Origin of the sequence: Thermobifida fusca YX, assembly GCF_000012405.1 — a bacterium.
Lineage (GTDB): Bacteria > Actinomycetota > Actinomycetes > Streptosporangiales > Streptosporangiaceae > Thermobifida > Thermobifida fusca.
Map to the genome: position 1 here is coordinate 529,011 of NC_007333.1, position 25,394 is coordinate 554,404.

A 25,394-nucleotide genomic window follows, 5' to 3' on the forward strand; every position below is an offset into this window, starting at 1 on the left:
GGCCGCCGTCAGAACGGGGCGCCCTCCTCGGGCTCCGGGGTGTCTTCGGCCAACGCAGCAGCCAGTTTGGCGCGGGCGCCTTCCAGCCACGCCTCGCACGTTTTCGCTAGCTCTTCGCCGCGCTCCCACAACGCCAGCGACTCTTTGAGTGTCAACCCGCCCGACTCCAAGCGGCGCACCACCGCCACCAGCTCTTCGCGGGCCTCCTCGTAGCTCAGTTCCGGTTCAGCCGGCGGGTTCTCTTCGGCTGTCACAGCTCGTCCTCCTCTCGGTTTTGAGCGATCGCGACCAGCCCGTCCTCGGCGAACCGCAACCGCAGCTCCTCCCCGGGGGCCACCTCAGCGGCGGAACGCACCACCGTGCCGTCGGCACGCCGCACGATCGCGTACCCCCGTGCCAGCGTGGTGGCGGGGGACAGGGCATGCAACCGGGCACGGATGTGAGCGAGGTTGTCTCCGGCCCGGTCGAGGGCAGCGGTGAGCGCCCGGCGTCCCCGGTCCCGCAAGTCGAATACCTGCTCGATCTTCCGTTCCACTTCCTGGACCGGGTTGGCCAGGACAGGGCGGGACCGCATGCTCGCCAGCCACGCTTCTTCCCGCGCGATTCCGCCTTCCAGCACCCGGCGCGCCCGGTCCCGCAGCTGGCGGATGAGCTCCCACTGCTCTCCCACGTCAGGGACGACTTTCTTGGCGGCATCCGTGGGCGTGGAGGCCCGCAGGTCCGCCACATAGTCCAGCAGCGGCGTGTCCTGTTCGTGCCCGATCGCGCTGACCACGGGGGTGCGGGCAGCCGCGACCGCACGCACCAGGGCCTCGTCGGAGAACGGCAGCAGGTCTTCCAGGGAGCCGCCGCCCCGCGCGATGATGATGACATCAACCTCGGGGTGCGCGTCCAGTTCCTCCAGCGCGGCCATGACCTCGGGCACGGCACGATCGCCTTGGACTGCGACTTCGCGCACTTCGAACCGGACGGCGGGCCACCGCCGCCGCGCATTCTCCAGCACGTCCCGTTCCGCGGCGGAGTCGCGTCCGCAGATCAGCCCCACCACCCCGGGCAGGAACGGCAGTTTCCGCTTCCGGGACTCCGCGAACAACCCCTCGGCGGCCAGGGCTTGCCGCAGCCGCTCCAACCGGGCGAGCAGCTCGCCCAGGCCGACATGGCGGATCTCCAACGCTTGGAACGAGAACGTGCCGCGCGGCACATAGAAGTCGGGTTTGGCGTACACCACCACCCGGGCTCCCTGCTCGGGGGGTGGGTCAGCGGCCCGCAGCACCCGGATCGAACAGGTCACCCGGGCGGACACGTTCGCCACCGGGTCACGCAGCGTGATGTAAGCCATGCCGCCGCGGCGGTGCAGCTCCGCGACCTGCCCCTCGATCCAGATCCGGCCGAGCCGTCCAATCCAGCCGCCCACGGCTTGCAAGACCACACGTACCGGCTGCGGGGACTCGGGGGAACTCTCCATGCCCATACGAGGAGCCTAGACGCGACCGGTGACAGGGGAAGGGGAATGCCCGGTCACACGCCCCACGTGCGGGCGACCCGGACCGCCACTTCCGCGGCCTGGTCCCGCCCGGCCCGGGCGGCTGCGGCACGCCGCGCCGGGTTGAACAAGTCCCGGCCGAACGCGGCACGCGATTCCGGGCTGGGGGTGACCCACGTGCATTGCGTGCCTTCCGGGAACGGGACCGTGACCGGTTGCCGCCACAGCAGGGGACCGCGCGGGGAAGGCGCGACGACGACAACGCGTTCATGCCCGGCAACCAGGTCCGCGTTGGTCGCGGACCGCACCCCGCCGTCGATGTACCACCGCCCGTCGACCGCCACCGGCGGCCACAGTCCCGGTACTGCGCTGCTCGCAGCGACCGCGTGCAGCAGGTCGACCCCGTCGGTGCGGGAGAAGGCCCGCACGGCTCCGGATCGGGCATCGACCGCGGTGACCACCAGGTGGGTGGACTCCGGCCAGTCCCGGGCTGGCAGGTGGGCGGCGAGCAGCGGCTCCCGCACGGCTTGGGAGAACCGGGCAGAGGACGCTGCGATCAGCCCTACCCGGGCCCGCCCCAGCCTGGGGGAGCGCGCGGTCAGCAGTGTCCCGGCGACCCGCGCCCGCACCCACCAGTGCGGGCGCGCCGCAGCTTCGGCGCCCGCCGGGGCAAGTTGGCGTTCGTAGAGTTCGTCGAGCGCAACCCCGGAAACGATCTGGGCGGCCGCGATCGCGCCTGTCGACGTGCCCAGGATTACGTCGGCGTCGCGCAGGTCCACGCCCGCGTCCCGCAGCCCTGTCAGGACGCCGATCTCCCAGGCGAGTCCGACGATGCCGCCGCCGCCCAGCACCAGCGCCTTGCCCATGGGGGAGTACTCCTTCGCCTCCGAGTCACGCTCGCGTTGCTCCAACGATACGAGCCAGGACTCACCCCGGGGAGTGGCTGACGGCCGGCGGACCCGTATCGTCTCCGAGCTGGAACAGGACCGGGGCTGGACCGTGTCTGTCCAGCCCCGGTGGTCATGCCGTCACCCCCGTAGCGAACCGTTTATTCGGCAGACTGCTGCTCCTCGAGTTTCTTGATCCGGTTGTCGAACATGCGCACGAACTCGGGACGGTTGGCGTGCGCGGCTTCGTAGGCACGCAGTTGGCGGACCTGGTCGACGGTGAGCTTGCGGAGCCGGGCCCGGACCGACGGCAGGGTCAGAGAGTCGTAGTTGGGGAGAGGGGCTTCTGCGGGGGCCTGCTCTGCGTCCGCGGCGGGCTCGGCCTTCTCCTCGGACGCGGCTGCGGGCTGCTCCGCCGCCTTCTCCTCGGCGGGCGACGACTGAGCGTCGGACGGCTCCGTGGACGACGACTCCGCTTTGGCCGTGGCCTCCGCCGGCTTCTCCTCCTCCCTCTTCTTCTCTGCCAGAGGCTCTTCGGGAGCCTGCTGGGGTGCTGCCGCAGCTTCGGGAGCTTTCGACGTCTCCAACGGCTTGATCGGCTCCGGCGGCTCGGTGGGACGCTGCTCGTCGGAGGAGACCGCCTCCGTGGCGAACTCCGCCGCGGCGTCCGCGTCCGCGGTCTGCGCCGGAATCGTTTCGCTGACCGCGCCCTCGGCCCGCTTCGCTGGGACGTCAGCGGCGGCCATGTCCTCGGGCTTGCTGGACACCACGGGACGGGTCGACCTACCGAACAGACGCTTGAACGCGTCACCGATTCTGTTGATCAGGGAGGGCTTCGACATGGGACTCGGAGGCTCCTGAGTGGTCACGGTCACAACGGTGTGAGCACATCCGACGGTGTTGCGGGGACACGTCGGGACGGCGACGATGTGCTGTATTGCGCAGATAGCCAGAATAGGGGAGTTTTACGCATCACCGCAGGAGAGCGAAACGGAATTCACCAGTTCGGGACCGATACGGGACCAAAGCGGCGCTTACGCCCCTTCGCGTGCCCAAAAGCCCGCGCTAGCGGGTATGGACCGTAGGATGGGGGCATGACTGCGACGAATCGCCGCCGTGTTCTCCTCGCCAAACCCCGCGGTTACTGCGCCGGGGTGGACCGCGCCATCCACACCGTCGAAAAGGCCCTCGAACAGTACGGGCCCCCCATCTACGTGCGTAAGCAGATCGTGCACAACACGCATGTGGTGCGCACCCTCGAGGAGCGCGGTGTCATCTTCGTCGAGGAGACCTCCGAAGTGCCGGAAGGCGCCACCGTGGTCTTCTCCGCCCACGGCGTCTCCCCCCAGGTGCACAAGGAGGCGGCGGAACGCAAGCTGCGGACTATCGACGCGGCCTGCCCGCTTGTCACTAAAGTCCACAAGGAAGCCCAGCGGTTCGCCGCCGAGGACCTCGACATCATTCTCATTGGGCACGAGGGGCACGAAGAGGTCGAGGGCACGAGCGGCCACGCTCCCGAGCACATCCAGATCGTCGACAGCCCGGAAGAGGTCGCCAACATCAAGGTCCGCGACCCCAACCGGGTGGCGTGGCTGTCGCAGACCACCCTGTCGGTGGATGAGACTAACGCCACAGTTCAGGCGCTGCGGGAACGCTTCCCCAACCTCATCGACCCGCCCAGCGACGACATCTGCTACGCCACGTCGAACCGTCAGGCCGCGGTCAAGGCGATCGCTCCGCAGTGCGACCTGTTCATCGTGGTGGGCTCGTCCAACTCCTCCAACTCGGTCCGCCTGGTGGAAGTGGCCCGCGACGCGGGCGCCCGCGCCTCCTACCTGGTGGACAACGCCACCTATCTGAAGGAGGAGTGGCTGGAAGGCGTGACCACTATCGGGGTCAGCAGCGGCGCGTCGGTGCCGGAGATCCTGGTGCGGGAGCTGCTGGAGCGGCTCGCCACCTACGGTTTCACCGACGTGGAGGAAGTGGAGACCGAGCGGGAGAAGATAACGTTCGCTCTGCCCCGGGAACTGCGGACCCGGCGGTCGAAGAACGACAAGTCCCTGGTCGGCAAGCCGCTCCCCGTCTCCCCGGCCTGAGCGGTCACGACAGACGGCGGGAACCGCGGCGGTGTCGGGTGGTGAGTTCCGCGCGCAACTCCCGCACGTTCTGCGGCAGTCCGCGCAGCAGGGCGATCACCAGCAGCAGCGCGGTCCCGCCGAAGAGCCACGGGGCAGCGTCGGTGAGCCGGAGCCCGACCCCGATGGCCACGCTGCGCAGCACACTGTCGGCTCCTACGCTCAGCACGCATTCAGCGAGGAGTACCCCGCAGAAGTAGGCCAGCGGCGGGCTCACGCTCAACGTCAGCAGGTCTTGGGGACGCACGGTCAGCACGGCCAGCCCGCAGGCGAGCACAAAACCGGCGCCGTTGACCGGCGGGTAGGCGACAGCGGTGGCGAGCAGCGCGGAGACCAGGCTGGCGAGCACGATGCAGAGCACCGCGCCGCGGGCTGTGAGCCGAACCCGTCCACGGGGTGGTGAAGGCGAAGCACCGGCGCGGTGCCGGGGTGCGGACGCGGACCGCCGCGGTGCGGCAGCAGACCGCCGCGGCACCCGGACTTCCCACGTGTCCCGCCGTGTCGTCACCGTTCCTCCCCTCGTGATGGCTCATAGTGGCCAGTGTCTCACTTCGGGTGAGGTGTCCGGTTCTCCGGTGTGTTTCGTGTCGCCCTAGGAGGGATCGGATTCCGGTCGATCATCGGGACGACGGGGATTACTGCTGGCACTGACCGCTCATAACGGGTGTCTAGACTCGAGAGTCGTGAGTCTGTCTATCGGGATCGTCGGCCTGCCGAACGTCGGCAAGTCCACACTGTTCAACGCGCTGACCAAGAACGACGCCTTGGCGGCGAACTATCCTTTCGCCACGATCGAACCCAACATCGGAGTGGTCGGTGTCCCCGACCCGCGGCTGGACACTCTCGCCGAGATCTTCGGCTCGGCCAGGACTGTTCCGGCCACGGTCACTTTTGTGGACATCGCGGGGATTGTCCGAGGGGCTTCCGAAGGGGAAGGGCTAGGCAACCAGTTCCTCGCCCACATTCGGGAGACCGACGCGATCTGCCAGGTCATCCGGGTGTTTGAGGACCCCGACGTGACCCACGTCGACGGGGTTGTGGACGCCGCGCGCGACATCGAGACCATCAACACCGAGCTCATCCTGGCCGACCTGCAAACCTTGGACAAAGCGCTGACCCGGCTGGCCCGGGAAGCCAGAGCCAACGCCAAGGACAAGGAGAAGCAGGAGACGCTTGCCGCAGCGGAGAAGGCGCGCACAGTCCTCGACTCCGGAAAAACCCTGTTCTCGGGGGCCGCTGAGGCCGGCGTGGACGTCGGACTGCTGCGCGAACTGAACCTGCTCACCACCAAGCCGTTCCTCTACGTGTTCAACGGCAACCTGGAAGCGTTCGCCGACGAGGCGTTCCGCGCCAAACTGTCCGGACTCGTGGCCCCGGCCGAAGCGATCTTCTTGGACGCCAAGCTCGAAGCGGAGCTGAGCGAGCTCGACGAGGACGAGGCAGCCGAACTCTTGGAGTCGATGGGGCAGACCGAGTCCGGCCTGGCACAACTGGCCCGGGTCGGTTTCGACACTCTCGGGTTGCAGACGTTCCTCACCGCGGGGCCGAAGGAGGCGCGCGCCTGGACGATCCGGAAGGGCGCTACTGCCCCCGAGGCGGCCGGGGTGATCCACAGCGACTTCCAGCGCGGTTTCATCAAAGCCGAAGTGGTCTCCTTCGACGACCTTGTGGCAGCGGGCTCGCTGCAGGAAGCCCGGGCCGCGGGCAAGGTCCGCATGGAAGGCAAGGACTACGTGATGGCTGACGGGGACGTGGTGGAGTTCCGGTTCAACGTCTAACGGGCGCCGCGGCGGAGCAGTCTCCGCCCAGCGGCTCTGCTGACGGTGCGGGGTGCCCTGTTCCCACTGGGGAGCGCACCCCCGCGCTTGCGTGACGCGGCCGCGCTGGCCTCGACCGTGGAGGCGCGGCCCCGCGTTTCCGCTGCCGCTGCCCGCACCCGGCCCGGTACGAGGGGTGTGCGGACGGCAGCGCAGGCTCCCTCTCCGCAGCGTGGAGCGCGGATGCCGTGTTGCCTGGGAGGGACGTTCCGCATGCGTGCTGTGTCCGCTGCTGTGGGGGGAGTTCCTCCGCAGCTCCGCTGAGAAGATCAGCTTCCTGCGCTATCCACCCGCCTTTTCCGTTTTTCGGATCACCCGTAAATATCCGCAAGGGGTGGCCGTTTTCTGATACCGCAGAGAAAATTGACGTGACTGTATCGTGCTGTTGCCCGATCAGTCCAGGTCAGGTATTGAGAGCGGGAAAGAAACACGTTCCGGTAATCCGCGTGTAGATCCCGGATCATGCCGCACTATGGAAGATGGGATAAACAACAGACGGATGGCGGAACCGGCGGCCCCGCGGCGGGGCGCGCCCGTGTGTGGATGGAGGCGCAATGGCTGGCAGGTCAGCCGCTGGGCGCGGGAGCGTCATTGACGAGGATGCTCCCGCCGAAGCGGACGAGACCTTCGACGCCGCCCCGCAGCCCGGTGGGGGACGGCGTCCCCGGGCCGGTGCGGGGGGCCGTTGGTGGCTCTGGGTCGGCCGCGCCGTGCTGTGGGCATTCATCATCGTGGTGATCGTCAACGGCGTGTGGCTGCCGATACGCGAGAACTTCTTTCCCCAGTCCACGCAGCAGCCGGTTGGCGAAGACACCGTGGAATTCCCGGAAACCGCCGCAGCCTCTCTCGCCGTGCGGTTCGCCGACGCCTATCTCAACGCCGATCCGGAAAAAGCGAGTGAACGCGCTGAAGCCCTCGCCCAGTTCGTCCCGGAAGGCCGTGTCACCGCTTTCGACCTGCCCGGGGCCCAACTGTCCGCTACCGGCATTGAAGTCATCACCGTCGAGGTGAAAGACGAGCACAACGCGCTCGTGCGGCTCGCCGTCAACGTCAACGGCGAACCCATGACGCTCGACGTGCCCGTCTACGCCGCCGACAGCGAAGGAACCGCCCTGGTCGTCTCCGGCCGCCCCGCCCTCCTCGCCGCCCCCGAGAAAGCCAGCCTGCCCGACACTTCGTTCGCCACCGACTCTGAGGCGCGGGCAGAACTCGAACCGATCCTCAAAGGCTTCTTCGAAGCCTACGCGCACAACCACGAGCACCTGGACCGCTACCTCGAACCGGGCGCCGAGGTCACCGCACTCCCCGGCGACTTCCTCCGGTTCGGCAAGATCACCGACACCAAAGTGCCTCCCGCGGTCCCCGGAGCCACCCAAGACGTGCGCGTCGCCCAAGTCACCGTGGTGTGGCTGATCCCGGACGGAAGCGGCGGGGACACCACCGCGGAACTCACCCAAAGCTACGACGTCACCGTTGTCGGAGATGACGGGTCCTGGTACGTACGCGACATCCGCGGCGCGCTCAACTCGTTTGACTGACGGGCGCGCCACAATGGTCGCGATTAGGCCAGCCATTGTGCAAAGAGAGGCAAGGACCATGCAGGACAGTACCCAGGAAAGGGAGGGGGTCGGCTAAATGCTCTCCCTCCTCACCGGCTTTGCAGCCGACCTGGCCGCCGCGGCATCCACAACGTTGCATCTGGCCGCCGAGGTTACGGACAGCCCCAACACCACAGGGCTAGCGGACTGGCTCCGCGGATTTTTCGGGCCCCTGTTCCTGGTGATCGTGTCGATCGTCGCGATCTTTTTCCTGTTCACCAGGGAAATCACGCGATTCGCGCAGTTCATCATCCTGGCGATCTTTATTGGGATCGTCTTCTATGTGCCCGGGATCATCGAGGTCCTCGCCGTTGCTATCGCGCGAGCCATGGGCGTGAGCACCGAGTAGGAGGCCGGGGACGTGGATCTGCCCACATACACCAGGATCTGGCGTATCGAGAAACGGCTGTACAAGCTGTACGACTTCCGGCTGCCGGTCCCGGTCTCGCTCGTCACCATCGGTGTGTTCGTGGGCACGTCCGTCGTCTGGTGCCTGCTGATGGGGCTGCTCGGGGTCCCCTTCCACACCCCCTGGCACGTGGTGTGGCTTGTCCCGCCCGGCGTGATCACGTTCCTGGCCACCCGCCCCGTCATCGAAGGCAAGAGCCTCACCGAACTGCTGCGCTCCCAACTCGTCTACGCCACCGAGGCGCGGGTCTACACCCGGCTCGTCCCCCAGTACGAGCCGGACCGCATCATCGTCACGGCCCGAGTGTGGCGCCGTGACCCGGCTGCGGGACCCCTCCCCGGACTCGGCAGGACCACTATTCGACACACCGAACCGGAAACCGAGGTTCTTGAAGCCTCGGCCCGCGAAGACCACTCCGAGCCCGCTGCGACACCCGACGGTGCACCGGCGGCCTCCCCCACCCCTACACCCGCCCACCACGAACCCGAGGAGCGGCGGTCCGCCCAGCCGCCGCTGTTCCGGCGCGTCCTCAACTACTTCGGTTTCGCCCTCCCCGAGAACCCTCCTGCCCGCCAGGAGGAGCCCGCTCCCGCACCCCTCACCTCCTCGACTGCTGCCGCTCGCCGGGCAGAACTGGCCCCCCGCAAGAACCGGGACGACGCCCCGGCGTTCCGGACGGGACGCGACACAGGGGACACCGCCACCGGCAACGACGACCACCCGTCCACCGCGGCCGAGACGGTCGCGGTCCCCGCTGGGGACACCCAGCCCGAGCCGCAGGACACTGACGCGCACGCCCGTGAACCGGACGCCGCGGCGACACGGGACGAGGAGGAACGCAGAGCGGCTGAGGAGCGTGCCGCAACACGCCGCCGAGCCGAGGAGATCATGGCAGCACCCGAACCGGAGCCGACACTCGCCGCGGAATCCGCGCCCGCCCCCAACACGGAACCGGACGCGGAGCCCACCTCCACTGCTGACGTTCCCACCCAGCCGTCCCGAGCCGACGACTTCGCCGACGACGCTGCCGAGAAAGCACACCGGAAAGCGAAACGCCGCCTGCGCGGCCGCGCCCAAAGCCACGTGATCGCCCGGCGCATGCAGCGGGCCCGCGCCCGTGCTGAAGCCCACGAAGCGCAGGCTGCAGCACACCCCACGCCCACCGAAGAACCCCAGACCCGGTCCGAGGACATTCGGGCCGCAGCCGAACCGGTCGTCCGCGGCACCGCGGAACCGGCCCTCCAGACCGGCCAGGGCACTGCCCTGCCCGCCCCCGCGGAGGAGCCGCGGCCGCAGCGCCGCTCCAACCGGCCGCGCCCGCACGCCGCCCCCTGGGACCTTCCGCCGGTGGCCCGGACCAGCGACACCGGTGTGCCTGCCCCGAAACCGTCGCCTGCGCCTTCCCCGTGGGAGGAGCCTCGCGACACCGCGGACGTCTCCGCGGCAGAGGACGCGGCTGTTGTCCCCGCCGAACCAGCCGTCCCGGCCGAACCTGACCCGCAGGCCGATTCCGGGACGCCGGAGGACACCGGCCCCGAACCCGCCCCCGCCGCACCGTCCCCCACTGCCGCGGACAGCGACGAACCCGCAGCATGGGAGGAAGACGTCTCCGCCACCCTGCCTTCCCTCGCCGAGCAGATCCGCGCCGCCGGATCCGGGAAACCACGCTTGGAGATCGACCACGGCACCGGGGAGCTGGACAGTTTCGTTGATGCGGTGCGTCCGCGTCGCGGTGAGGAGGAGTCGGCTGCGTCCCGTGGGGGTGAGCAGCCGGAGTCGGTGCAGCAGGCTGGTGAGCGGTCTGCGGGCCGTTCCGCGTCTGGCAAGCCGCGGTTGGAGATCGACCACGGCACCGGGGAATTGGACAGTTTCGTTGATGCGGTGCGTCCGCGTCGCGGTGAGGAGGAGTCGGCTGCGTCCCGTGGGGGTGAGCAGCCGGAGCCGGTGCAGCAGGCTGGTGAGCGGTCTGCGGGCCGTTCCGCGTCTGGCAAGCCGCGGTTGGAGATCGACCACGGCACCGGGGAGCTGGACAGTTTCGTGGACGCGGTCCGCCCTCGCCGCACCGAAGAAGAACTCGCCGCCATCGAACAGGCCGCGCTGCGCAGCCGCGGCTTCACCGACCCTGCCGAACGCACCACCCCGGCCGACGGGGACAACCGCGACCCGCTGCCCCGACGCCACTCCAACCGGCTCGCCCGCGGAGTCCGCTCCGCAGGCCAAGCCCCCCAGCGCACCCCGGACACCGAACCCGAGCCGACCACCACCGGCTCGGACACGGACCGCGGCCTCTTCACCCGGTTCGTGGACAACGCGCGCAAAGTCGGCGGCATCCTCACCCCCGCCCGAGGCACCAGCACCCCGGACCAGCACACCGACGAAGCAGAGAAACGCCCCGCACCCAGCAAACCCGACCTGCAGCTCGACCACGGCACCGGGGAACAGCAGCACTTCACCGGCGCCACCCCGCCCCGCGGCGGCACCTCCGCGGGCACCAAACCCGCCTCCCTCAAAGACGCCTCCGGCACGCGCGGCTGGCGCCGACTGGCTCGCGTCGTCACCGGCGGACACTCCGCCAACGCCAAACCCCAACTGTCGCCCGCCGAAATGGAACGGCTCCGCAAACCCTTGGCGGGCTCCCGCGGCGTGGTCGTCCTCGGCTGCACTGGCGGCGCGGGACAGACCATCACCACCCTCATGCTCGGCCATACCCTGGCCGCCTACCGCGACGACCATGTCGTCGCCGTCGACATCAACCCGGGACCGGAGAGCCTGTCGCGGCGCATCCGCACCGAAACCCCGGAAACCCTCACCTCACTGCTGGCCAACACCGACGCCCTGCACGCCTACTCCACCCTGCGCGACTACACGTCACGCACCCCCAGCGGACTGGAAGTCGTCGCCACCCTCGACGACCCGTACGTGCAAACCCTCGACGACCGCGACTACGTCACCCTGACCGGCACCCTGCGGCGGCACTACCAGATCATCCTGCTCGACCCGGCCGCCACCGGTGTGGCCCGGGCCCTGCCCGTCGTCGACGGACTCGTCCTCGTCGCCCCCGCCAGCGCGGACGCGGCCCGCTCAGTCGCGTTGACTTTCGAATGGCTCGACGGCCACGGCTACACCGACTTGCGGTCCCGGTCGATCGTCGTCATCAACGGGGTCAGCCGTCGCAGCCTCACCGACGTGGACGCCGCTGAGCAAGTCGCCCGCGGCAACTGCCGCGCCATTGTCCGCATCCCGTGGGACGACCACATCGCTTCGGCCCAGTCCGTCATCGAAGTCCGGTCCCTGCGGCACACCACCCGCCGCGCCTACGCCGCACTCGCGGCGGTCGTCGCCGACCACCTTAGCCACACCGGGCACCAACGAAGTGAAACGGCCGCCCCGACGCCGCTTCGCCGCCCCACATCAGCGCAGGAGGAGAGCCGATGAAGTTCAGCAGACGCGCCAGCAGGCTGGCGGTCCGCTACTTCGACGATCGCGTGCTGCTCAGCGACACCGAAGCATGGGCTTACTTCCGCCTGCCCACCTTCTCCTACGAGTTCTCCACACCGGAGGAGCGCGAAGCTTTCGCCACCAACATCACGATCGCGCTCGCCGCGATCCGGATGAACGACGCGGAAGTGCACCTGCGGATCGCCCACCGCACCTATCCGGCGGTGGAATGGGCGACCCGGCTCGATGAAACATCCGACTCGGGGCCCGGCTGGTACGAGTACCTCGACGAAATGTACCGGCACGTGTGGGCGAAAGACTTCTGGACCAAAGAGGTCTACCTGGGGGTGCGCCTGGGGCAGCGCGGGGTGCGCGCCCAACTCTCCCAAGGCGTGTTCGCGCAACTGCTCGGCATCTACCAGCGCACTGAGCGCACCCTCGGCTTGGAAGACGACGCGGTCGACGACCGGGAGATCGCCCGCTGGACCGCCCAAGCCGAACGCCTTGGCCGGGCACTCGCCGCCAGCTCGCTGCATGCCCGCCACGCCCGGGCCAGCGAACTCGCGTGGCTGCTCCGCCACTCCGTCACCGCCACCATTGAAGAACCCCGAGAGTCGGCTGCGGGACGCCGCCGCTGGGGCCGCGGCGAAATCGAAGCGCTCGTCGACGGAGTCATCCACAACGGCCGCTCCTACCTGCGCCTGGAACAGCCCGGCGGGGAAGCCTACGTCTCCTACCTGTCGTTCTCCCGCTTCCCTGACCTGATGCCGTTCCCGGACGGCGAACCGTGGCTGCACTACGCGGACGCGCTCCCGTTCCCCGTGGAAGCGTCGCTGCGCATGAAACTGGTGCCGCCCGCCAAGGCCAGTAAGGACGTGTCGCGCCGTCTCGCGCATGCCCGCGACATGCAGGCGCACATGAGCGAAGCCGGGGCCGAACCCGACATCGCCCTGGTGGAGCAGATCAACGCCGCCCGCATGCTGGAGCACGGCATCACGAAAGAGCGGCTGCCGTTCGTGTACGGCTGGTATCGGCTCATCGTGGCCGCCCCCACCTACGACCTGCTCGTGCAACGGGTCGAAGCGGTCACCGAACACTACCGGGACATCGGTATCGACCTCACCCAATCCACCGGCGACCAGTTCTCCCTGTTCTGCGAATCGCTGCCGGGGGACCGGCTGCGCCTGGAAGCGTACGTGCAGCGCCAGCCGCTGCGCACGATCGCGGGCGGCATGCCCACCGCCACCGTGGAGCTCGGCGACCGCAAAGACTCCAGTGGCGCGGGCTGGATCGGCCCGTACATCGGGGAGACTATCGGCCGGGCACGGTCCATCGTGCACTTCGACCCGCTGGTTGCGGCTGCCCGCAACCGTCCCACCGCTATCGCCATCACCGGGGAGCCCGGCGGCGGTAAAACTACACTGGCGCTGCTGCTCATCTACCAGTTGGCGCTGCGCGGGGTCACGGTTGCCGCGATCGACCCGAAGGGCGACGCCGCATCCCTGGTGAAACTGCTGCAGCGGCGCGGCCGCAAAGCGCGCATCATGGCGCTGGAGTCGGCACAGGCCGGGCTGCTCGACCCGTTCGGGTTCGGCGATGACCTGCCGACGAAGAAGACGATGGCCACGGAAACCCTGCGGCTGCTGCTGCCCCGCATGAGCGAGGAACGCGAATCCGCGATGATCCAGGCGGTGGCAGCGGTCGCCGACCAGCCGCAGCCCAGCCTCGGCAAGGTCGTCACCTACCTGGAGTCCGCAGACGACGCCGCATCCCGCAACCTGGGCGCGGTCCTGCGGTCCATGTCCGAGATGCGGTTGGCCCGGCTTTGTTTCCACCCGCAGGGTGATACCCAGGTCGACACGGAGGGATGGACGACCGTGTTCACCCTCGGCGGTCTCACCCTGCCGGACTCGACGGTCCACCGTGACGACTACAGCTACGAGCAGCGGCTCAGCGTGGCCTTGCTCTACCTGGTTAGCCAGTTCGCCCGCCGGTTGATGAACGGTTTGGACTGGCGGGTGCCCAAGGCGATCTTCCTCGACGAGGCATGGGCGGTCACTTCGACACCGGAAGGCGCCAAATTGGTGCCTGAAGTGTCTCGTATGGGGCGCTCCCGCAATACGGCGCTCATTCTGGTCAGCCAAAACGCCGGTGACTTGCTGAACGAACAGGTCACCAACTGCATCTCCAGTGTTTTCGCTTTCCGCTCCACAGAGCGGGTCGAGGTGCGTAACGTGATGTCGCTACTTGGAATCGAGCCTTCCGAAGAACACATTGCTGCGTTGCGCAACCTCGGAAATGGGGAATGCATTTTCCGGGATCTCGACGGGCGAGCCGGACGTATCGCCGTCGACCTCGTTTCGGAAGAGCTGCTCCGGTGGCTTGACACCAACCCGACACGGCGAAAGCCCCAGGTTGAGGAGGACGGCGCTTTGGTGGGCAACACCACGCGGGACATTCGGGAGCCGCTGCCATGACACTGCTGGGCCGGGTTCGGCGGTTCGACCTGCGAAGGGTCGCTTTTTTGGCCGCGTTAATGTTGGCTTTTCTACTCGTCCCGATCGGCTCAGTGCAAGCCGCCGTTCCGGGTTGTGAAGGGGAGCCAGCACCCCAACCTGAAGCAGCAGGCTCGGGTGTAGACGGATTGTTGGTGCCACCTCAAGCAGCGGATGCAGCAGCCGCTTCGCCCGACGGCCTTCCTCCGGACGCCAGCATTTACGGCCAGTACGGAACTGCCGGACAGCAGTGGCACACCATTCGTGAGTCCTGCGTGGACAAACTGAGTTCCAGTGCGATGGCTACTCTGAGCAATACCGCCTGGGACTTGTCTAAGACGATCAACCAGTCGACGATCACCGTCTATCAGGCGGCTACCTCGGACGGCCTGCTGGACAACTTTAACCGTCTGGTTGAAAACGTTATCGGTGAACTCCGGGAAGGAATCTGGCGCCCGCTCCTGCCCACAGTGATCATCCTTGGCGCAGTGTGGCTGGGCTGGTACGGGCTCATCCGCAAGCGAGTCACCCTCACCATCGAGAGCGCCGTATGGATGGTGGTCGCTACCACCCTGGGTATCTGGATACTCGTTAACCCCGGGCAGATCCTGGGATATGCGGGAACGATAGTTAATTCTGGAGGTCAGCTAATCAACTCTTCCCTTTCTAAGGTTAATGTTCCTGGGGGCACAGTTACCTGTCCTGCCGGAGCTCCTGATATGGAGAAAGCGGAATGGGAGAGTGCAAACGATTTTGCTGTCCGACAGAATTCTCAAATGCTTTGGTCCGGCCTTGTTTGTAGGCCGTGGATTGCTGGCGAGTTTGGTACGGGGCCAGTGGCGAACGTTGCGGCAAGATATCACGCTATGGATCTCCTGGAAGCTCAGGGAGTTAGCCGCCTGGAACAGTACCAAATAGCTAATGGAGAAATAGACGCTGCAGAGCTGTATTCTGAAAAGCAAGCTTCCTACGAAGAGATATCCGCCAATATTAAGAATGCATATCCAGAAGTTTATCCAATCTTCGAAGGGAGTCAGCAAGGAATTCGTCTTGGAGTAGCCTCCCTCGCGCTATTCGCTTCCATCTTTGCTGGCGGAGTCATTCTTGTAGGCTCTGTAGCCTTGATCGTCCTCAAGATAGGTTTTCTTCTCCTCCTGCTGCTTGCTCCTATATTCCTCCTCATTGGCGTTCACCCTGGGTATGGGCGTACAGTTCTAGTCCGCTGGTTTGAACTTCTGCTCGGCTTGTTGCTCAAGCAGATATTCGTCGTCCTTCTCATCGCGCTTCTGGTCATGTGCTACGGCCTGGTGATGGCCACTGACCTTGGCTGGGGCCTTCAGATGATTCTGCTGGCTCTGTTCACCGTGGCGCTGTTCATCTACCGCAAGCCTTTCGCGAACCTCTTCGCTTCGGTGAACGCCAATACCTTCACCTCGCGCATGGTCAACGATGCGCTCAACAGCCGGGTGCTGGCCGCCAGCGCGAATGTCCTGCCGCCCGTGGCCTACATGAAAGCGCAGAAGTGGGGCCTTGATCGGGCACCACAGCTTGCGGCTGGGGCCGCTGCTCTTCCGGCTGGTGCGGCAGCGACAGCAGGAGCGGCAGCCGGTGCCGATGCAGCAGAAGCCGAGGGCGTTGCCACCGCGACGGAAGGCGACAACGAGGGCGCGACCGCTACCGAGAGCGGCGGTCGCGCGCGGGCCCGGGGAGTGGCGGGTTACGGCCGGACCCCGGGTAAAGCGGCTCCGCCTCCGCTGAACCTCGACGGCAGTTCCAAATCCGGCGGTGCCTCAAGGGCTGGCGTCGCACCGCAACGGGACTCCTCCCAAGCACCCCGACTCAGCACGGCATCATCCGCCAGCAGCAGTCTTTTCGAAGGAACCGGCGGTGGCGGGGCCATTCCGCCGCGCCCGGCCGGCGGCTACACCGGGGTCGGAGACACCGGATGGAGCTCAGTGTTCGGGACAGGTTCCTCCGGTAACGCGCATCGCGCCGAAGCGGCACCGCGTGCCAGTAAAGACGCCGCGCCTCCACGAGCGGACTCCTCTGCCTCAGGGACCGGCTTGTTCGGAGGCCGCACGGAGACCCCGCCCCAGGGCAGCACACTGCCTCGCCCCTCCCGGTGGGCTGGGCCTGGCACCCGGGGTGAAAAACGGACTCCGCCGCCTGCCCGACCCGCGCCAGCACCGAGCTCCAGTGAGCAGAGCAGCGGCGAAGGCGGTACCTGGCTGAGCGGGTCCCGCAAGGACAAGGACGCTCCGATCAGCCCGTTCTGGGCCGAGGGTGCTGGGCGTCGCGACCGTACGCGGGAGGTGCCCTTCTGGTTGGACAGCGATGACTGACCCCGCCAGCTCAAAGGTGCAGGCCGCATAGCGGTCCTGCACCTTGACCCCACCCCTGTAACCACCTCACCAGCAGGAAAGCCCCCATGTCCAAGCCACTTTCCGACGGCGCACAGCGCCTTGTCTTCGGTGTCCTGATCGTGGCCCTCGTCTCCTTCGGCATCTATTGGAGCCTGGGAGGTGGTTCTGACACGTCAGACCCGGAGCAGCAGGAGCAGGTGGCCGAAGGCGGCAGGACTGAGACCCTGGAGGAAGGGGGAGAGGACCAGCCTGTCGAGCCGCTGCCCACCGTGGCGGCTGAAGATATGGCGCTCGCCGACTGGCTGCCCTTCAGCGAAGAAGAGTTCATTGCTGCAGCGGCTGTGGCCCAGGAGTTCGCCACCGACTACGGCACCATCGACTATTCGAAATCCCCCCAGGAGTATTACGACAGGCTCGGCGAGCACGCCACCAAGGAGTATGCCCGGACTCTCGCGCAGAGCTCTGGTGCTGAAGCGCTGTGGGGAGAACGCGCTGAACAGAAGGCGACCTCCACTGGGCGGGCGGTCGTCAAGTCGATCCGCGGCTTCGACGATGAGTCGATCGTCTTCATCCTCAAAGTGCAGTCCATTACGGAAAGCGATGACGGTAAAGCCCAGAATCTCGGAGACTTCGCCGTCACCATGGTCAAAGAAGGCGGGAGCTGGCGGGTCTACGACTTCCAACCGGCTGATGCAGGCAACCTGGGAGGCGGGTGATGCTCCGGCTGTTCGTCCGCGTACCTCCGTCTGACGACGGCAACTGCGCGACCCAATTTGCGATCGGTGTCGGCCTGTTCATCGCGGGCGTGGTGACCATCGCAATGGTCGTCATTCCGTTGGCCACGGTCAATCAAAGCGTCGCCAACCTCACCTCTGGGGCACTGAAATGCACCAGTGAGACCGAACAGGTGGAAGCCTCCGGGTACGCCGAGAACTCCATCCCGGAAAACTACCTGGAGATCTACCAGAGGGTCGGGGAGGAAAAAGGGATCCCGTGGAACGTGCTGGCTGGGATCGGCCAGGTGGAAAGCCACCACGGTCGTTGGGACGGACCGGGTATCACGGAAGGACACAACGACTGGGGTGCGGCCGGACCGATGCAGTTCGGTGCTCTGGACGGGTCTGCGGCAGGCAATAGCTGGGGTGGAGAACCGATCATGCCTGTCGAGGACCGTCCAGAGGAAGGCTACGGCCAGGACGGTAACGGCGACGGCATCGTGAACGTGTACGACCCAGAGGATGCCATTCCCGCCGCAGCCGACTATCTGCTCGACCACGGTGCCAAGGAGGACATCCGCCAGGCGATCTACGCCTACAACCACGCCTGGTGGTATGTCGACGAGGTTTTGGAGTGGGCGGAGAAGTACGCGGAAGGCTCGTACACGGCGAGCGCGTCCATCGCTACCGCGGTGAACTGCACGCTGACCGCTGACGGTAACTTCATCGGCAGCGCTCCGGACGATCTGGTCCAAGCGGTGGTGGATTGGGCACTGGCCCAGCGAGGCAAACCCTATGTGTGGGGTGGTACAGGGCCGAACGGTTTTGACTGCTCGGGGCTAGTCATGCGGGCCTACGAGAGCATCGGAGTCACGATTCCCCGCATCTCTCAGGACCAATGGAATTTCGGCCCTCGCATTCCCAAGGGACAGGAACAGCCAGGAGACCTGGTCTTCTTCGACGTGCAGCGGCCAGGAGAACCCCCAGGGCCAGGACATGTCGGCATGGTGATCGGGGACGGCCTGATGGTTGAAGCCTGGTGCACCAACTGTGGGCCGATCGCGGTACGCGAATACGACAGCCCTAACCGAGCGCCGATCATGGGATTCACTAGGCCGTTGGAGGCTCCGGAAGCGAAGGCACAGTTGGCTCAGTTGGAGAACCGTGGGTAAGAAGCAAGGACTTCACGGATTTAAAGCTTTTATTTCTATAGTTGTCTCTGGTTTAATTGCGGGACTTCTGGTTGTATGGGTCATATCGAGTAGCATTAAAATGTTTGTTTCCTCTATTTCTAATGGAATGGGGAGTGTTTCTGAAGGTTCTAGCAGTGTGACCCCAACGAGGGGACCTATTACATACTTGGAGGCTGGATCTTTTGATTTGTGTAGAGATCTTGAAGATATGCAGTCTTTTAATTCTGTCTATCAAGCCAGGTTGGATGATGGAGAAAATTTTCTTGATACAGCGATAGAGAATCCAAGTTCAGAAGTTCGCGAAATTTCTAATAAGTGTTCGTGGGATATTTTTATTGGTGGAGCTGTTGAATCTGATGTAGTTCTATCATATAAATCTTTAGTGGGGGGGCCTTCGGTTGCTTTGGAGGATGCGTTAAAGGAGGCGGAATTTCCTGTAGAAAGTGTGTTGGGTGAAGGTGAGGTTGAAGGAGTTCCTGGGGGAAGTCGCTACATCTACGGAAAGTGGAAGGAGGAAGAAGTTTTTATTTTTGCGGGTGTGGTAAAAAATTCTCTGTTTTGCTTTTCGTTTAAAAATAAGGCGAGTCAAGGATCTTCTATTGAAGATGATTACTTGATTTTTGTTAGGAAGCTGGTTCCAGAAATTAGAGAGACTTTAGATCGAGTTGTTCCAGACTGATTTTTACGGGATAATTTTGGAAAATATGTGCAACCGCTATCGAAGAGCGGTCATGCAGACCGTTGAGTTGCAGTGTTGCTTCTCTGAAGGAAATTCTGAAGGCAATGTTGTGTGTTATGGTCGGGAGCGCTCAGACTGGCGTACCGGCGTCCTGTGAACAGTCTTTTAACTCCTCGGAAAGTTGAGTCGTAGAAAAGATCGGCGTGCTCGAGCTTCCTAGGGCGGGCTAGCAACGTTCCTTCTCTTGCCTCATTGGGTCGGATGTGTTCAGGCCCACTCGGCTTTTTCGGCTAACTCGCAGACGCCTGGACGGGCACCGTAGCTGCTCACGGAGATCAGCCAACCATCGTTGAAGTCGCGTATGGCATAGCCGAAGGTGTGGCCTACGGCGTGCTTCCTGTCCCGTAGCAGACCGAAGCTGTACGCGCTCCCGTATCCGCGGTCAGTCCATACCCCGTACCTGTAGCCAGGCGCAAAACGGGCCCGCTAGCTCCAGGAGAGGCGGAGAGCTAAAACGGGCCCTGGTGGGAGGGAAGAAGGCTTACCGCAGCGACTTACTCACGCTTCCACGGGGTGGGAAGCGCGCGACCCGCACGCAGCCAGTCGTCGAGGTGCTCGAAAGCGTCCGCTAGTTCCGGGTCGTCCAGACGCTCGCGGACCGCTTCGCTCAGCCGGTCATAAATGGCGTCAGCCTTGGCAAGGTCGGACATCAGAAACCTCCCGAGAGCGGCTTGACGTTCATGCGCCACGAAGTAGGGACGGATCAAAGCGGCTTGCGGATTGACGTTGTCCGGGTCGACTACCGGAACCGGGCCGCGGCGGCTCGCGGTGGTGTTTTGCTTGGCGGTCGGTGCGGGGTGAGAATGCGGCTCCCGTGCTTTGCGGGAGCGGACGGACGGGGCTTCCAGAGTGGCGACAACCGACTTCGGGGCTGCGTGCACCCCAGTCACGGGCCTGAGCAGGCGGAAACCCACGCCCAACCAGTTGAGCAGTAGACTGACCACGTCAGCGCTCCCATGCAGCGTTGACCATGCTCCCGGGTCGTGGCCGCGACCGCGGGAGCTTTTTCGTGTTCCTTAGACGTTCCCCTAGCCTACCCACACCTACCCACTCATACACAAGGATTCAAAGACTTTGGCTTGCCAACCGGTGGGTAACCATGAGTCCCCATGCCTACACCAGAAGACGTACGGTGAAAAGTGGTAACGCAAGCTATGGACATGGAAGATCTAGGACCCTTGTCCCGGGAGTACGGACCAGACAGTGAGATTGACCCGGTGTGCATCGATCCGGTGTGGAAGCAGATTGCGGCCATCCTGCTTTCGCGGATAAGAGCAGGCTGGTACCAGCCTGGTAAGCCCATCCCGAGCGTGAAACAGCTCCACCAGGAATTCGGCATTGCCAAGGGAACCGCCGAGCGTGCGGTTAACTGGCTCAAGGAACAAGGCTTGGTTCGGTCAGTGGTCGGTCGAGGTGTGTTCGTGCTCCCGGAGCACATGCGGCCTAAAAACGAATGAGAGACCGCTCCTGGCTCGTGTTCGCACGATCAGGGAACAGCCCTAGGCGTGTGCCGGAGCTCTTCCCACCTCGGCAGATACGTCCGCATCCCCGTAACCGCCTACGTCGTTGAGCCGATCATCGTCGGAGCAGTGTGGACCTCGCCGTCACCAACTGTGTGCCTCCCGGGACTTGCGCGGGTCCTCCACGAACCACCAGTGGCCCCTAGAGATGTTGAGAGGGAAGCCACGATGCCGTCACTCTCGCGAGCGGCTTCCCGGAGACAACGCAGGGCATGGCTCTGCGGCGATCAGGACATGGTGAGGGCGACTCTCTTCAGCGAGGCATTCCTCATCACCAGGCACACCTCTTAGACCGCCCGCAGCCCGCATACCACAGCGCTAGCGGGCCACTCTGACATCCAGCTCCGCTACGCGTTGGTGTCCTTGCCCACCATGGCAGACAGGAGGGTGCGGACAGGCCCTCACGCGATTCACACTGTCCGTCTATGCCATGCCTGACTGGGCAGCCGCGGGATGCCCGGCTCTCCACTGCCTGGCATGGTCGGGCAGTGCACGAGACCTACCGTGACGCGGGCCATGCCGCCGTGGGTGTTCTGGGAGGCGCAACCCTGGTCTACATCGTCGACATCCGCGGGGGTACGAGTAGGACAGGCAGCGGGAACGCCTCCGCAGGACACGTCGCCCACCGTGTGTGGAGTCAGTGGGGGGTAGGAGTGGTGGTGCGGCGGGACAGCACCAGGGTGGCGACGACACGCCAGCCGATGAGGCCTGCGGCGAGGAACAGCGACGCTACGACGATGAACGACACGGCGATTCCACCGCCGGAGAGGGCACGCAGCGCCATGCCTGCGGCGACGGTGATCGCCCACACTCCCACGCCGGTGCGCAAGGGGGCGACAGGCATCTGCCAGGCTCGGGCGACGATCCACCCCAAGGCGAGGGAAGCAGCAAACGGCCACAGGGTGGTGACCACGTCGATCAGGGTGTTGGGCTCACCGTGGCTGGACCGTCCGATGAGCACGAAGAGGACGACTACGGCAGCGTCGACAACGGCGGCCGAAACAGAACGCATAGCTCCAGCCTAACGGTGGGTGACTGGTCAGACGTGTGGGCCCACCGCCGCGGCGGCCCGAGGACCGCCGCGACAGGGGAACCCGGGGCCGAGAAGACCGGCTCAGCCGGTGACCAGTTGCAGTCCGAAGTAGGACAGCAGCGGGTTGATGGGCTGGAAGAACGTGATGCCGCCGGACCGGCAGTCACCGGTGCCGCCCGAGGTCACCCCTTGGGCTTGGGAACCGGTGAGCCACGGGCCGCCGGAGTCGCCGCCTTCAGCGCAGGCAGTGGTGCGGGTCAGGCCGGTGACGGTTCCTTCCGCGTAGCGGACGGTCTGGTTCTTCGACTGGATGGTGCCGCAGCGCCACCCGGTGGTCGCTCCGGAGCGGCACACCGAAGAGCCGGTGGCGGCCTCCTGCGAACCGGTGACGGTCACCGTTCCGCCGTTGTAGCGGTTGACGAGCGGGGTGACGGTGTCAGCGCTGGTGATACGCACCCAGCCCATGTCACGGCCGGGGAAGTACGATCCGGCGACAGTGCCTGAGGGGGAGCTGACTCGCGTGCCTGTCGAACCGCAGTGGCCCGCGGTGGCGAAGCCGGTCTGGCTGCCCTGGCGGACCGAGAATCCGATAGAGCAGCGGTAGTTCCCGAAATAGTAGGGGTTGCCGCCGATGATGGCGGCAAGGGACTGCGGCTCTTCGTCCTCTTCGACAATGCGCACGGCCCGCTCGTCCAGACCAGCCCGCTCGGCGAGCTCTTCGGCTGCCGGAGTGCCGCCCCGGAGCGTGGTGATGACTACCGCATCGGACTCCAGGTCGGTGTACCAGCCGGTGACCTTTGGGTCAGCGGTGTCAGCGATCGCGTTGAGGGACGCCACGAAGTCGTTGAGGGCGGTTTCCCCGAAATCAACAACGTCCACGGTGACGTCGTCCGCGTCGACACGGGACACGGCGGCGGGGTCGGTGACGGCGACCGTGATCTCTGTGGTGTCCGCGTCCAAGTAGACGCCGCCGAAATCGGAGCCGAGGGAGTCGCGCAGCTCCTCTTCCAGCTCGACTGCTTCGGCTTTGGCGGCGCGCAGTTCCGCGACTTCAGCGTCGCTCAACCCGAGGTCGCGTTTGAGGGCGAGCTCTTGGGCGGAGGCGGGGGTGGTGGCGGCGACCAGTGCAGTGGCGGCCAGCGCGGCAGTGAAAAGGAGGGAGGTGGTTCTTCGGGAGGAATGGTTCACGACCCGTTCCTTTCTGGGTTGTCGGAGTCAGGCGGAGCGGGGGACTCCGATCAGCCCACCGGGTGGAGTGTCTCGGACAGTCAGTCCGAGGAAGGGACACTATCCACCTAACGGACAATCGGTGACACACTATGTACCCTGGGTGGCCAAAAACCATGCCGGGCGGTCCAAAAAACACGGCCCCGGCGGGACGAAAACCGGTCCGATCCCGCCGAGGCCGAGAACCCGCGGTCACTCAGGTGAGGTGCAGTGCGTCACGGAGGAATTCCACCTGCACGAGCAGCAAGTTCTCCGACACGGTCGGATCGTTGGCCATGTGGGTGGCTCCGGACAGCGGCAGCACCGTGTGCGGACGTCCCGCCGCGAGCAGCGCCGACGACAGCCGCTGCGTGTGGGCGAACACCACATTGTCGTCAGCGAGCCCGTGGATCAGCAGCAGCGGGCGCTGCAGCTTCGGCGCGTCCACCAGCAGCGACTCCCGCTCGTAGCATTCCGGATCGTCGTCCGGATGCCCCAGGTAGCGCTCGGTGTAATGCGTGTCGTACAGCCGCCAGTCGGTGACGGGAGCACCCGCCACGGCCGCGTGGAACACGTCCGGGCGGCGGAGCACTGCCAGCGCCGCCAAGTATCCGCCGAACGACCACCCGCGGATCCCCACCTTGGTCAAGTCCAGGCGCACCCCGAACGCCTCCGGCGCCGCGTGGAGTGCCGCCACCTGGTCCTCCAGCACGGTTTCCGCCATGTTCCGGTGGATGGCCTGCTCCCACGCCAGGCCGATGCCCGGAGTGCCGCGCCCGTCAGCGATCAGCACCGCGAACCCTTGCTCCGCGAACCACTGCGCGGTCAGGTAGGCGCTCTGGGCGCAGAGCACCCGCTGGGCGTGCGGGCCGCCGTAGGGGTCCAGGAGGACCGGCAGCGGATCAGAATCCGGCGTATACCACGACGGCAGCACGAGCGCGGCAGGGATCTCCCGTTCGCCCAACCGCTGGAGCTGCACGTGCACACCGGGCAGGTCGGGGCGCTCCGCCCGGCTCTCCACCTCGGTCACGGACTGCTCCTCGTGCACACCCCGCACGATCGCGGTGCGCACCCCCGGACTGGACAGGTCGCGCCGCTGGATCACCAAGGTGTCGCCGCGCAGCAGCCCAGAATGCACCCCGGAAGGACCGTCCGCCCCGGGGAAGCTCATCTCAGTGCGCGTGTCTGTCCGACTGTCGTACAGCCACAGCCGGACGATGTGCGGCTCCCCGAGAGGGGACGCCGAATACAGCACGCAGCACCCGTCCACGTCCAGTACGGCCCGCACGTACTGCCCGGGGGAGTTCACCATCCGGTCGCCCAGGTACAGCGCCCGCTCCCCGGAAGAGTCCACCCCGAAACGCAGTGCCGCGCCTGAAGCGTCGAACTCCGGCACCCCCGGCATGATCTCCACCCAGGTGTCGGAGGTCTCCGTCCACAGCTCGTGGAGGTGCCCGGTGAGCGGGTCCGCGGTGCACGCCCGCAGCGTGCGCTGGGCCCGGTCCTGCACGGTGAACACGATGGTCGACGTGCCCTTCAACCGCTGGGTCCACCCCGCGGTGACCAGGTACGGGAAGGCATCCCGGTCCCATTCCACCCACACCGGCTCCCCGGTGTTGTCGGCCCGCAGCACCGCCAACCGCACCTCGGCGTTGTCGGTGCCCGCCGCCGGGTAGGCGACCGTCTGCGGCACGGCTTCGGGGTTCCCCGGGTCGCTGATGTGCCAGCGCCGCACCGGGGTCGTGTCCACACGGGTGGCGAGCAGGAAAGTCCCGTCCGGAGACCACCACATGCCGCGGTGGCGTCCCATCTCCTCGGCGGCGATGAACTCGGCCAGACCCCAGGTGATGTTCTTCCCGTCCGGGGCGGCCACCACGCGGTCCAAGCCGTCGGCGAGGTCAAGCACGTGGATGGCGCCCTTGTGGACGTAGGCCACTAGCCGTCCCGTGGGGTCCAGCACCGGGTCGATGGCCGGGGAGGCCGCGGGCAGCTCCCGGGGAGTGCCGGAGCCGTCCAACTCCACGCTGTAGAGCCTGCCGGACAAGGAGAACACGGCGCGGGTGAACGCCTTGTCCACGCTGTAGGAGACGATGCCACTTCCTGACTCACGCAGCCGCTCCCGGCGGGCCCGCTCCTCCGGCGGCAGATCCTCCCCCGTGTCACCGATCGTGCGCGGGTCCGCGATGATCCGCTCCGTGCCGTCCGGTTCCGCAACCCACAGGCAGGTCGCGGTGTCGGTACCGTCCCGGCTTCTCAAGAACGCGACACGCTGGCCGTCCGGGGAGATCTGGAACGAGCGGGGAACACCGATGCTGAAGCGCTGGGTCCGAGCGTACTGTCGTGGGAAGCTCATGCCACGCAT

Annotated in this window: 20 protein-coding genes; 11 read left to right on the forward strand and 9 right to left on the reverse strand. The window is 66.0% G+C overall.

All coding sequences use genetic code 11. The features are described from left to right. Window positions 1–8 precede the first annotated feature (8 nt). From TFU_RS02330 to TFU_RS02345, 4 genes are all read right to left on the reverse strand, one after another. A complete protein-coding gene (locus TFU_RS02330) occupies window positions 9–254 on the reverse strand; it encodes an exodeoxyribonuclease VII small subunit (RefSeq protein ID WP_011290914.1) in 246 nt (81 codons plus the stop codon). Beyond that, window positions 251–1,471, reverse strand: coding sequence for an exodeoxyribonuclease VII large subunit (gene xseA / locus TFU_RS02335; RefSeq protein WP_011290915.1), 1,221 nt, complete (start codon window positions 1,469–1,471; stop codon window positions 251–253). Before xseA ends, TFU_RS02330 begins: the two co-directional genes overlap by 4 nt. 47 nt (window positions 1,472–1,518) lie before the next feature. Further along, on the reverse strand, window positions 1,519–2,349 hold the full coding sequence (locus TFU_RS02340; RefSeq protein WP_011290916.1) for a patatin-like phospholipase family protein: 831 nt from the start codon (window positions 2,347–2,349) through the stop codon (window positions 1,519–1,521). A 182-nt stretch (window positions 2,350–2,531) separates the two neighbouring features. Then, window positions 2,532–3,212: a hypothetical protein gene (locus tag TFU_RS02345; RefSeq protein WP_011290917.1), complete on the reverse strand. Its 681-nt coding sequence runs from the start codon at window positions 3,210–3,212 to the stop codon at window positions 2,532–2,534. Between the two features lie 252 nt (window positions 3,213–3,464). On the opposite strand from TFU_RS02345, the gene TFU_RS02350 reads away from it, so the two are divergent. Next, window positions 3,465–4,466, forward strand: coding sequence for a 4-hydroxy-3-methylbut-2-enyl diphosphate reductase (locus TFU_RS02350; RefSeq protein WP_011290918.1), 1,002 nt, complete (start codon window positions 3,465–3,467; stop codon window positions 4,464–4,466). Window positions 4,467–4,470: 4 nt separating this feature from the next. Here TFU_RS02350 and TFU_RS02355 read toward each other — a convergent pair whose 3' ends face one another. Continuing rightward, entirely contained in the window at window positions 4,471–5,013 is a 543-nt protein-coding gene (locus TFU_RS02355) for a DUF6542 domain-containing protein (RefSeq protein ID WP_011290919.1), read from the reverse strand. Between the two features lie 175 nt (window positions 5,014–5,188). Here TFU_RS02355 and ychF point away from each other — a divergent pair, with 175 nt between their 5' ends. The 9 genes from ychF (at window position 5,189) to TFU_RS16010 (ending at window position 19,213) form a co-directional block, all read left to right on the forward strand. Then, entirely contained in the window at window positions 5,189–6,283 is a 1,095-nt protein-coding gene (ychF, locus tag TFU_RS02360) for a redox-regulated ATPase YchF (protein WP_011290920.1), read from the forward strand. Between the two features lie 593 nt (window positions 6,284–6,876). Further along, window positions 6,877–7,860, forward strand: a complete 984-nt coding sequence (locus tag TFU_RS02365) for a conjugal transfer protein (RefSeq protein WP_011290921.1) — start codon at window positions 6,877–6,879, stop codon at window positions 7,858–7,860. Window positions 7,861–7,957: 97 nt separating this feature from the next. Next, complete coding sequence (locus TFU_RS02370; protein WP_011290922.1) at window positions 7,958–8,269, forward strand: hypothetical protein; 312 nt, start codon at window positions 7,958–7,960, stop codon at window positions 8,267–8,269. Between the two features lie 12 nt (window positions 8,270–8,281). Continuing rightward, window positions 8,282–11,764 carry a TcpE family conjugal transfer membrane protein gene (locus tag TFU_RS02375; RefSeq protein WP_011290923.1) on the forward strand — a complete coding sequence of 1,161 codons (3,483 nt, stop codon included), beginning with the start codon at window positions 8,282–8,284 and terminating at the stop codon, window positions 11,762–11,764. Further along, window positions 11,761–14,244 (forward strand): ATP-binding protein, encoded by a 2,484-nt coding sequence (locus TFU_RS02380; protein ID WP_011290924.1) that lies wholly within the window; start codon window positions 11,761–11,763, stop codon window positions 14,242–14,244. Before TFU_RS02375 ends, TFU_RS02380 begins: the two co-directional genes overlap by 4 nt. After that, window positions 14,241–16,604, forward strand: a complete 2,364-nt coding sequence (locus tag TFU_RS02385; protein WP_041427639.1) for a hypothetical protein — start codon at window positions 14,241–14,243, stop codon at window positions 16,602–16,604. Before TFU_RS02380 ends, TFU_RS02385 begins: the two co-directional genes overlap by 4 nt. Before the next feature lie 86 nt (window positions 16,605–16,690). Then, window positions 16,691–17,341, forward strand: coding sequence for a hypothetical protein (locus TFU_RS02390; RefSeq protein ID WP_011290926.1), 651 nt, complete (start codon window positions 16,691–16,693; stop codon window positions 17,339–17,341). Further along, window positions 17,341–18,513 (forward strand): NlpC/P60 family protein, encoded by a 1,173-nt coding sequence (locus tag TFU_RS02395; RefSeq protein ID WP_011290927.1) that lies wholly within the window; start codon window positions 17,341–17,343, stop codon window positions 18,511–18,513. Before TFU_RS02390 ends, TFU_RS02395 begins: the two co-directional genes overlap by 1 nt. Further along, window positions 18,506–19,213, forward strand: coding sequence for a hypothetical protein (locus TFU_RS16010; protein WP_155983527.1), 708 nt, complete (start codon window positions 18,506–18,508; stop codon window positions 19,211–19,213). The genes TFU_RS02395 and TFU_RS16010 overlap by 8 nt, the downstream gene beginning before the upstream one ends. Window positions 19,214–19,767: 554 nt before the next feature. Here the strand turns inward: TFU_RS16010 and TFU_RS02400 are convergent. Next, window positions 19,768–20,217: a hypothetical protein gene (locus tag TFU_RS02400; protein ID WP_011290928.1), complete on the reverse strand. Its 450-nt coding sequence runs from the start codon at window positions 20,215–20,217 to the stop codon at window positions 19,768–19,770. A 210-nt stretch (window positions 20,218–20,427) separates the two neighbouring features. Here TFU_RS02400 and TFU_RS02405 point away from each other — a divergent pair, with 210 nt between their 5' ends. Continuing rightward, the gene (locus tag TFU_RS02405; protein ID WP_016188199.1) at window positions 20,428–20,730 is read left to right on the forward strand and encodes a GntR family transcriptional regulator; all 303 of its coding nucleotides are present in this window, start codon (window positions 20,428–20,430) and stop codon (window positions 20,728–20,730) included. Between the two features lie 700 nt (window positions 20,731–21,430). On the opposite strand, the gene TFU_RS02410 is transcribed toward TFU_RS02405, so the two are convergent. The 3 genes from TFU_RS02410 to TFU_RS02420 form a co-directional block, all read right to left on the reverse strand. Beyond that, entirely contained in the window at window positions 21,431–21,805 is a 375-nt protein-coding gene (locus TFU_RS02410) for a DUF3054 domain-containing protein (RefSeq protein ID WP_011290930.1), read from the reverse strand. A gap of 102 nt (window positions 21,806–21,907) precedes the next feature. Further along, window positions 21,908–23,014 (reverse strand): S1 family peptidase, encoded by a 1,107-nt coding sequence (locus TFU_RS02415; protein WP_011290931.1) that lies wholly within the window; start codon window positions 23,012–23,014, stop codon window positions 21,908–21,910. A 235-nt stretch (window positions 23,015–23,249) separates the two neighbouring features. After that, entirely contained in the window at window positions 23,250–25,385 is a 2,136-nt protein-coding gene (locus tag TFU_RS02420) for a S9 family peptidase (protein ID WP_011290932.1), read from the reverse strand. Between the last annotated feature and the right edge of the window lie 9 nt (window positions 25,386–25,394).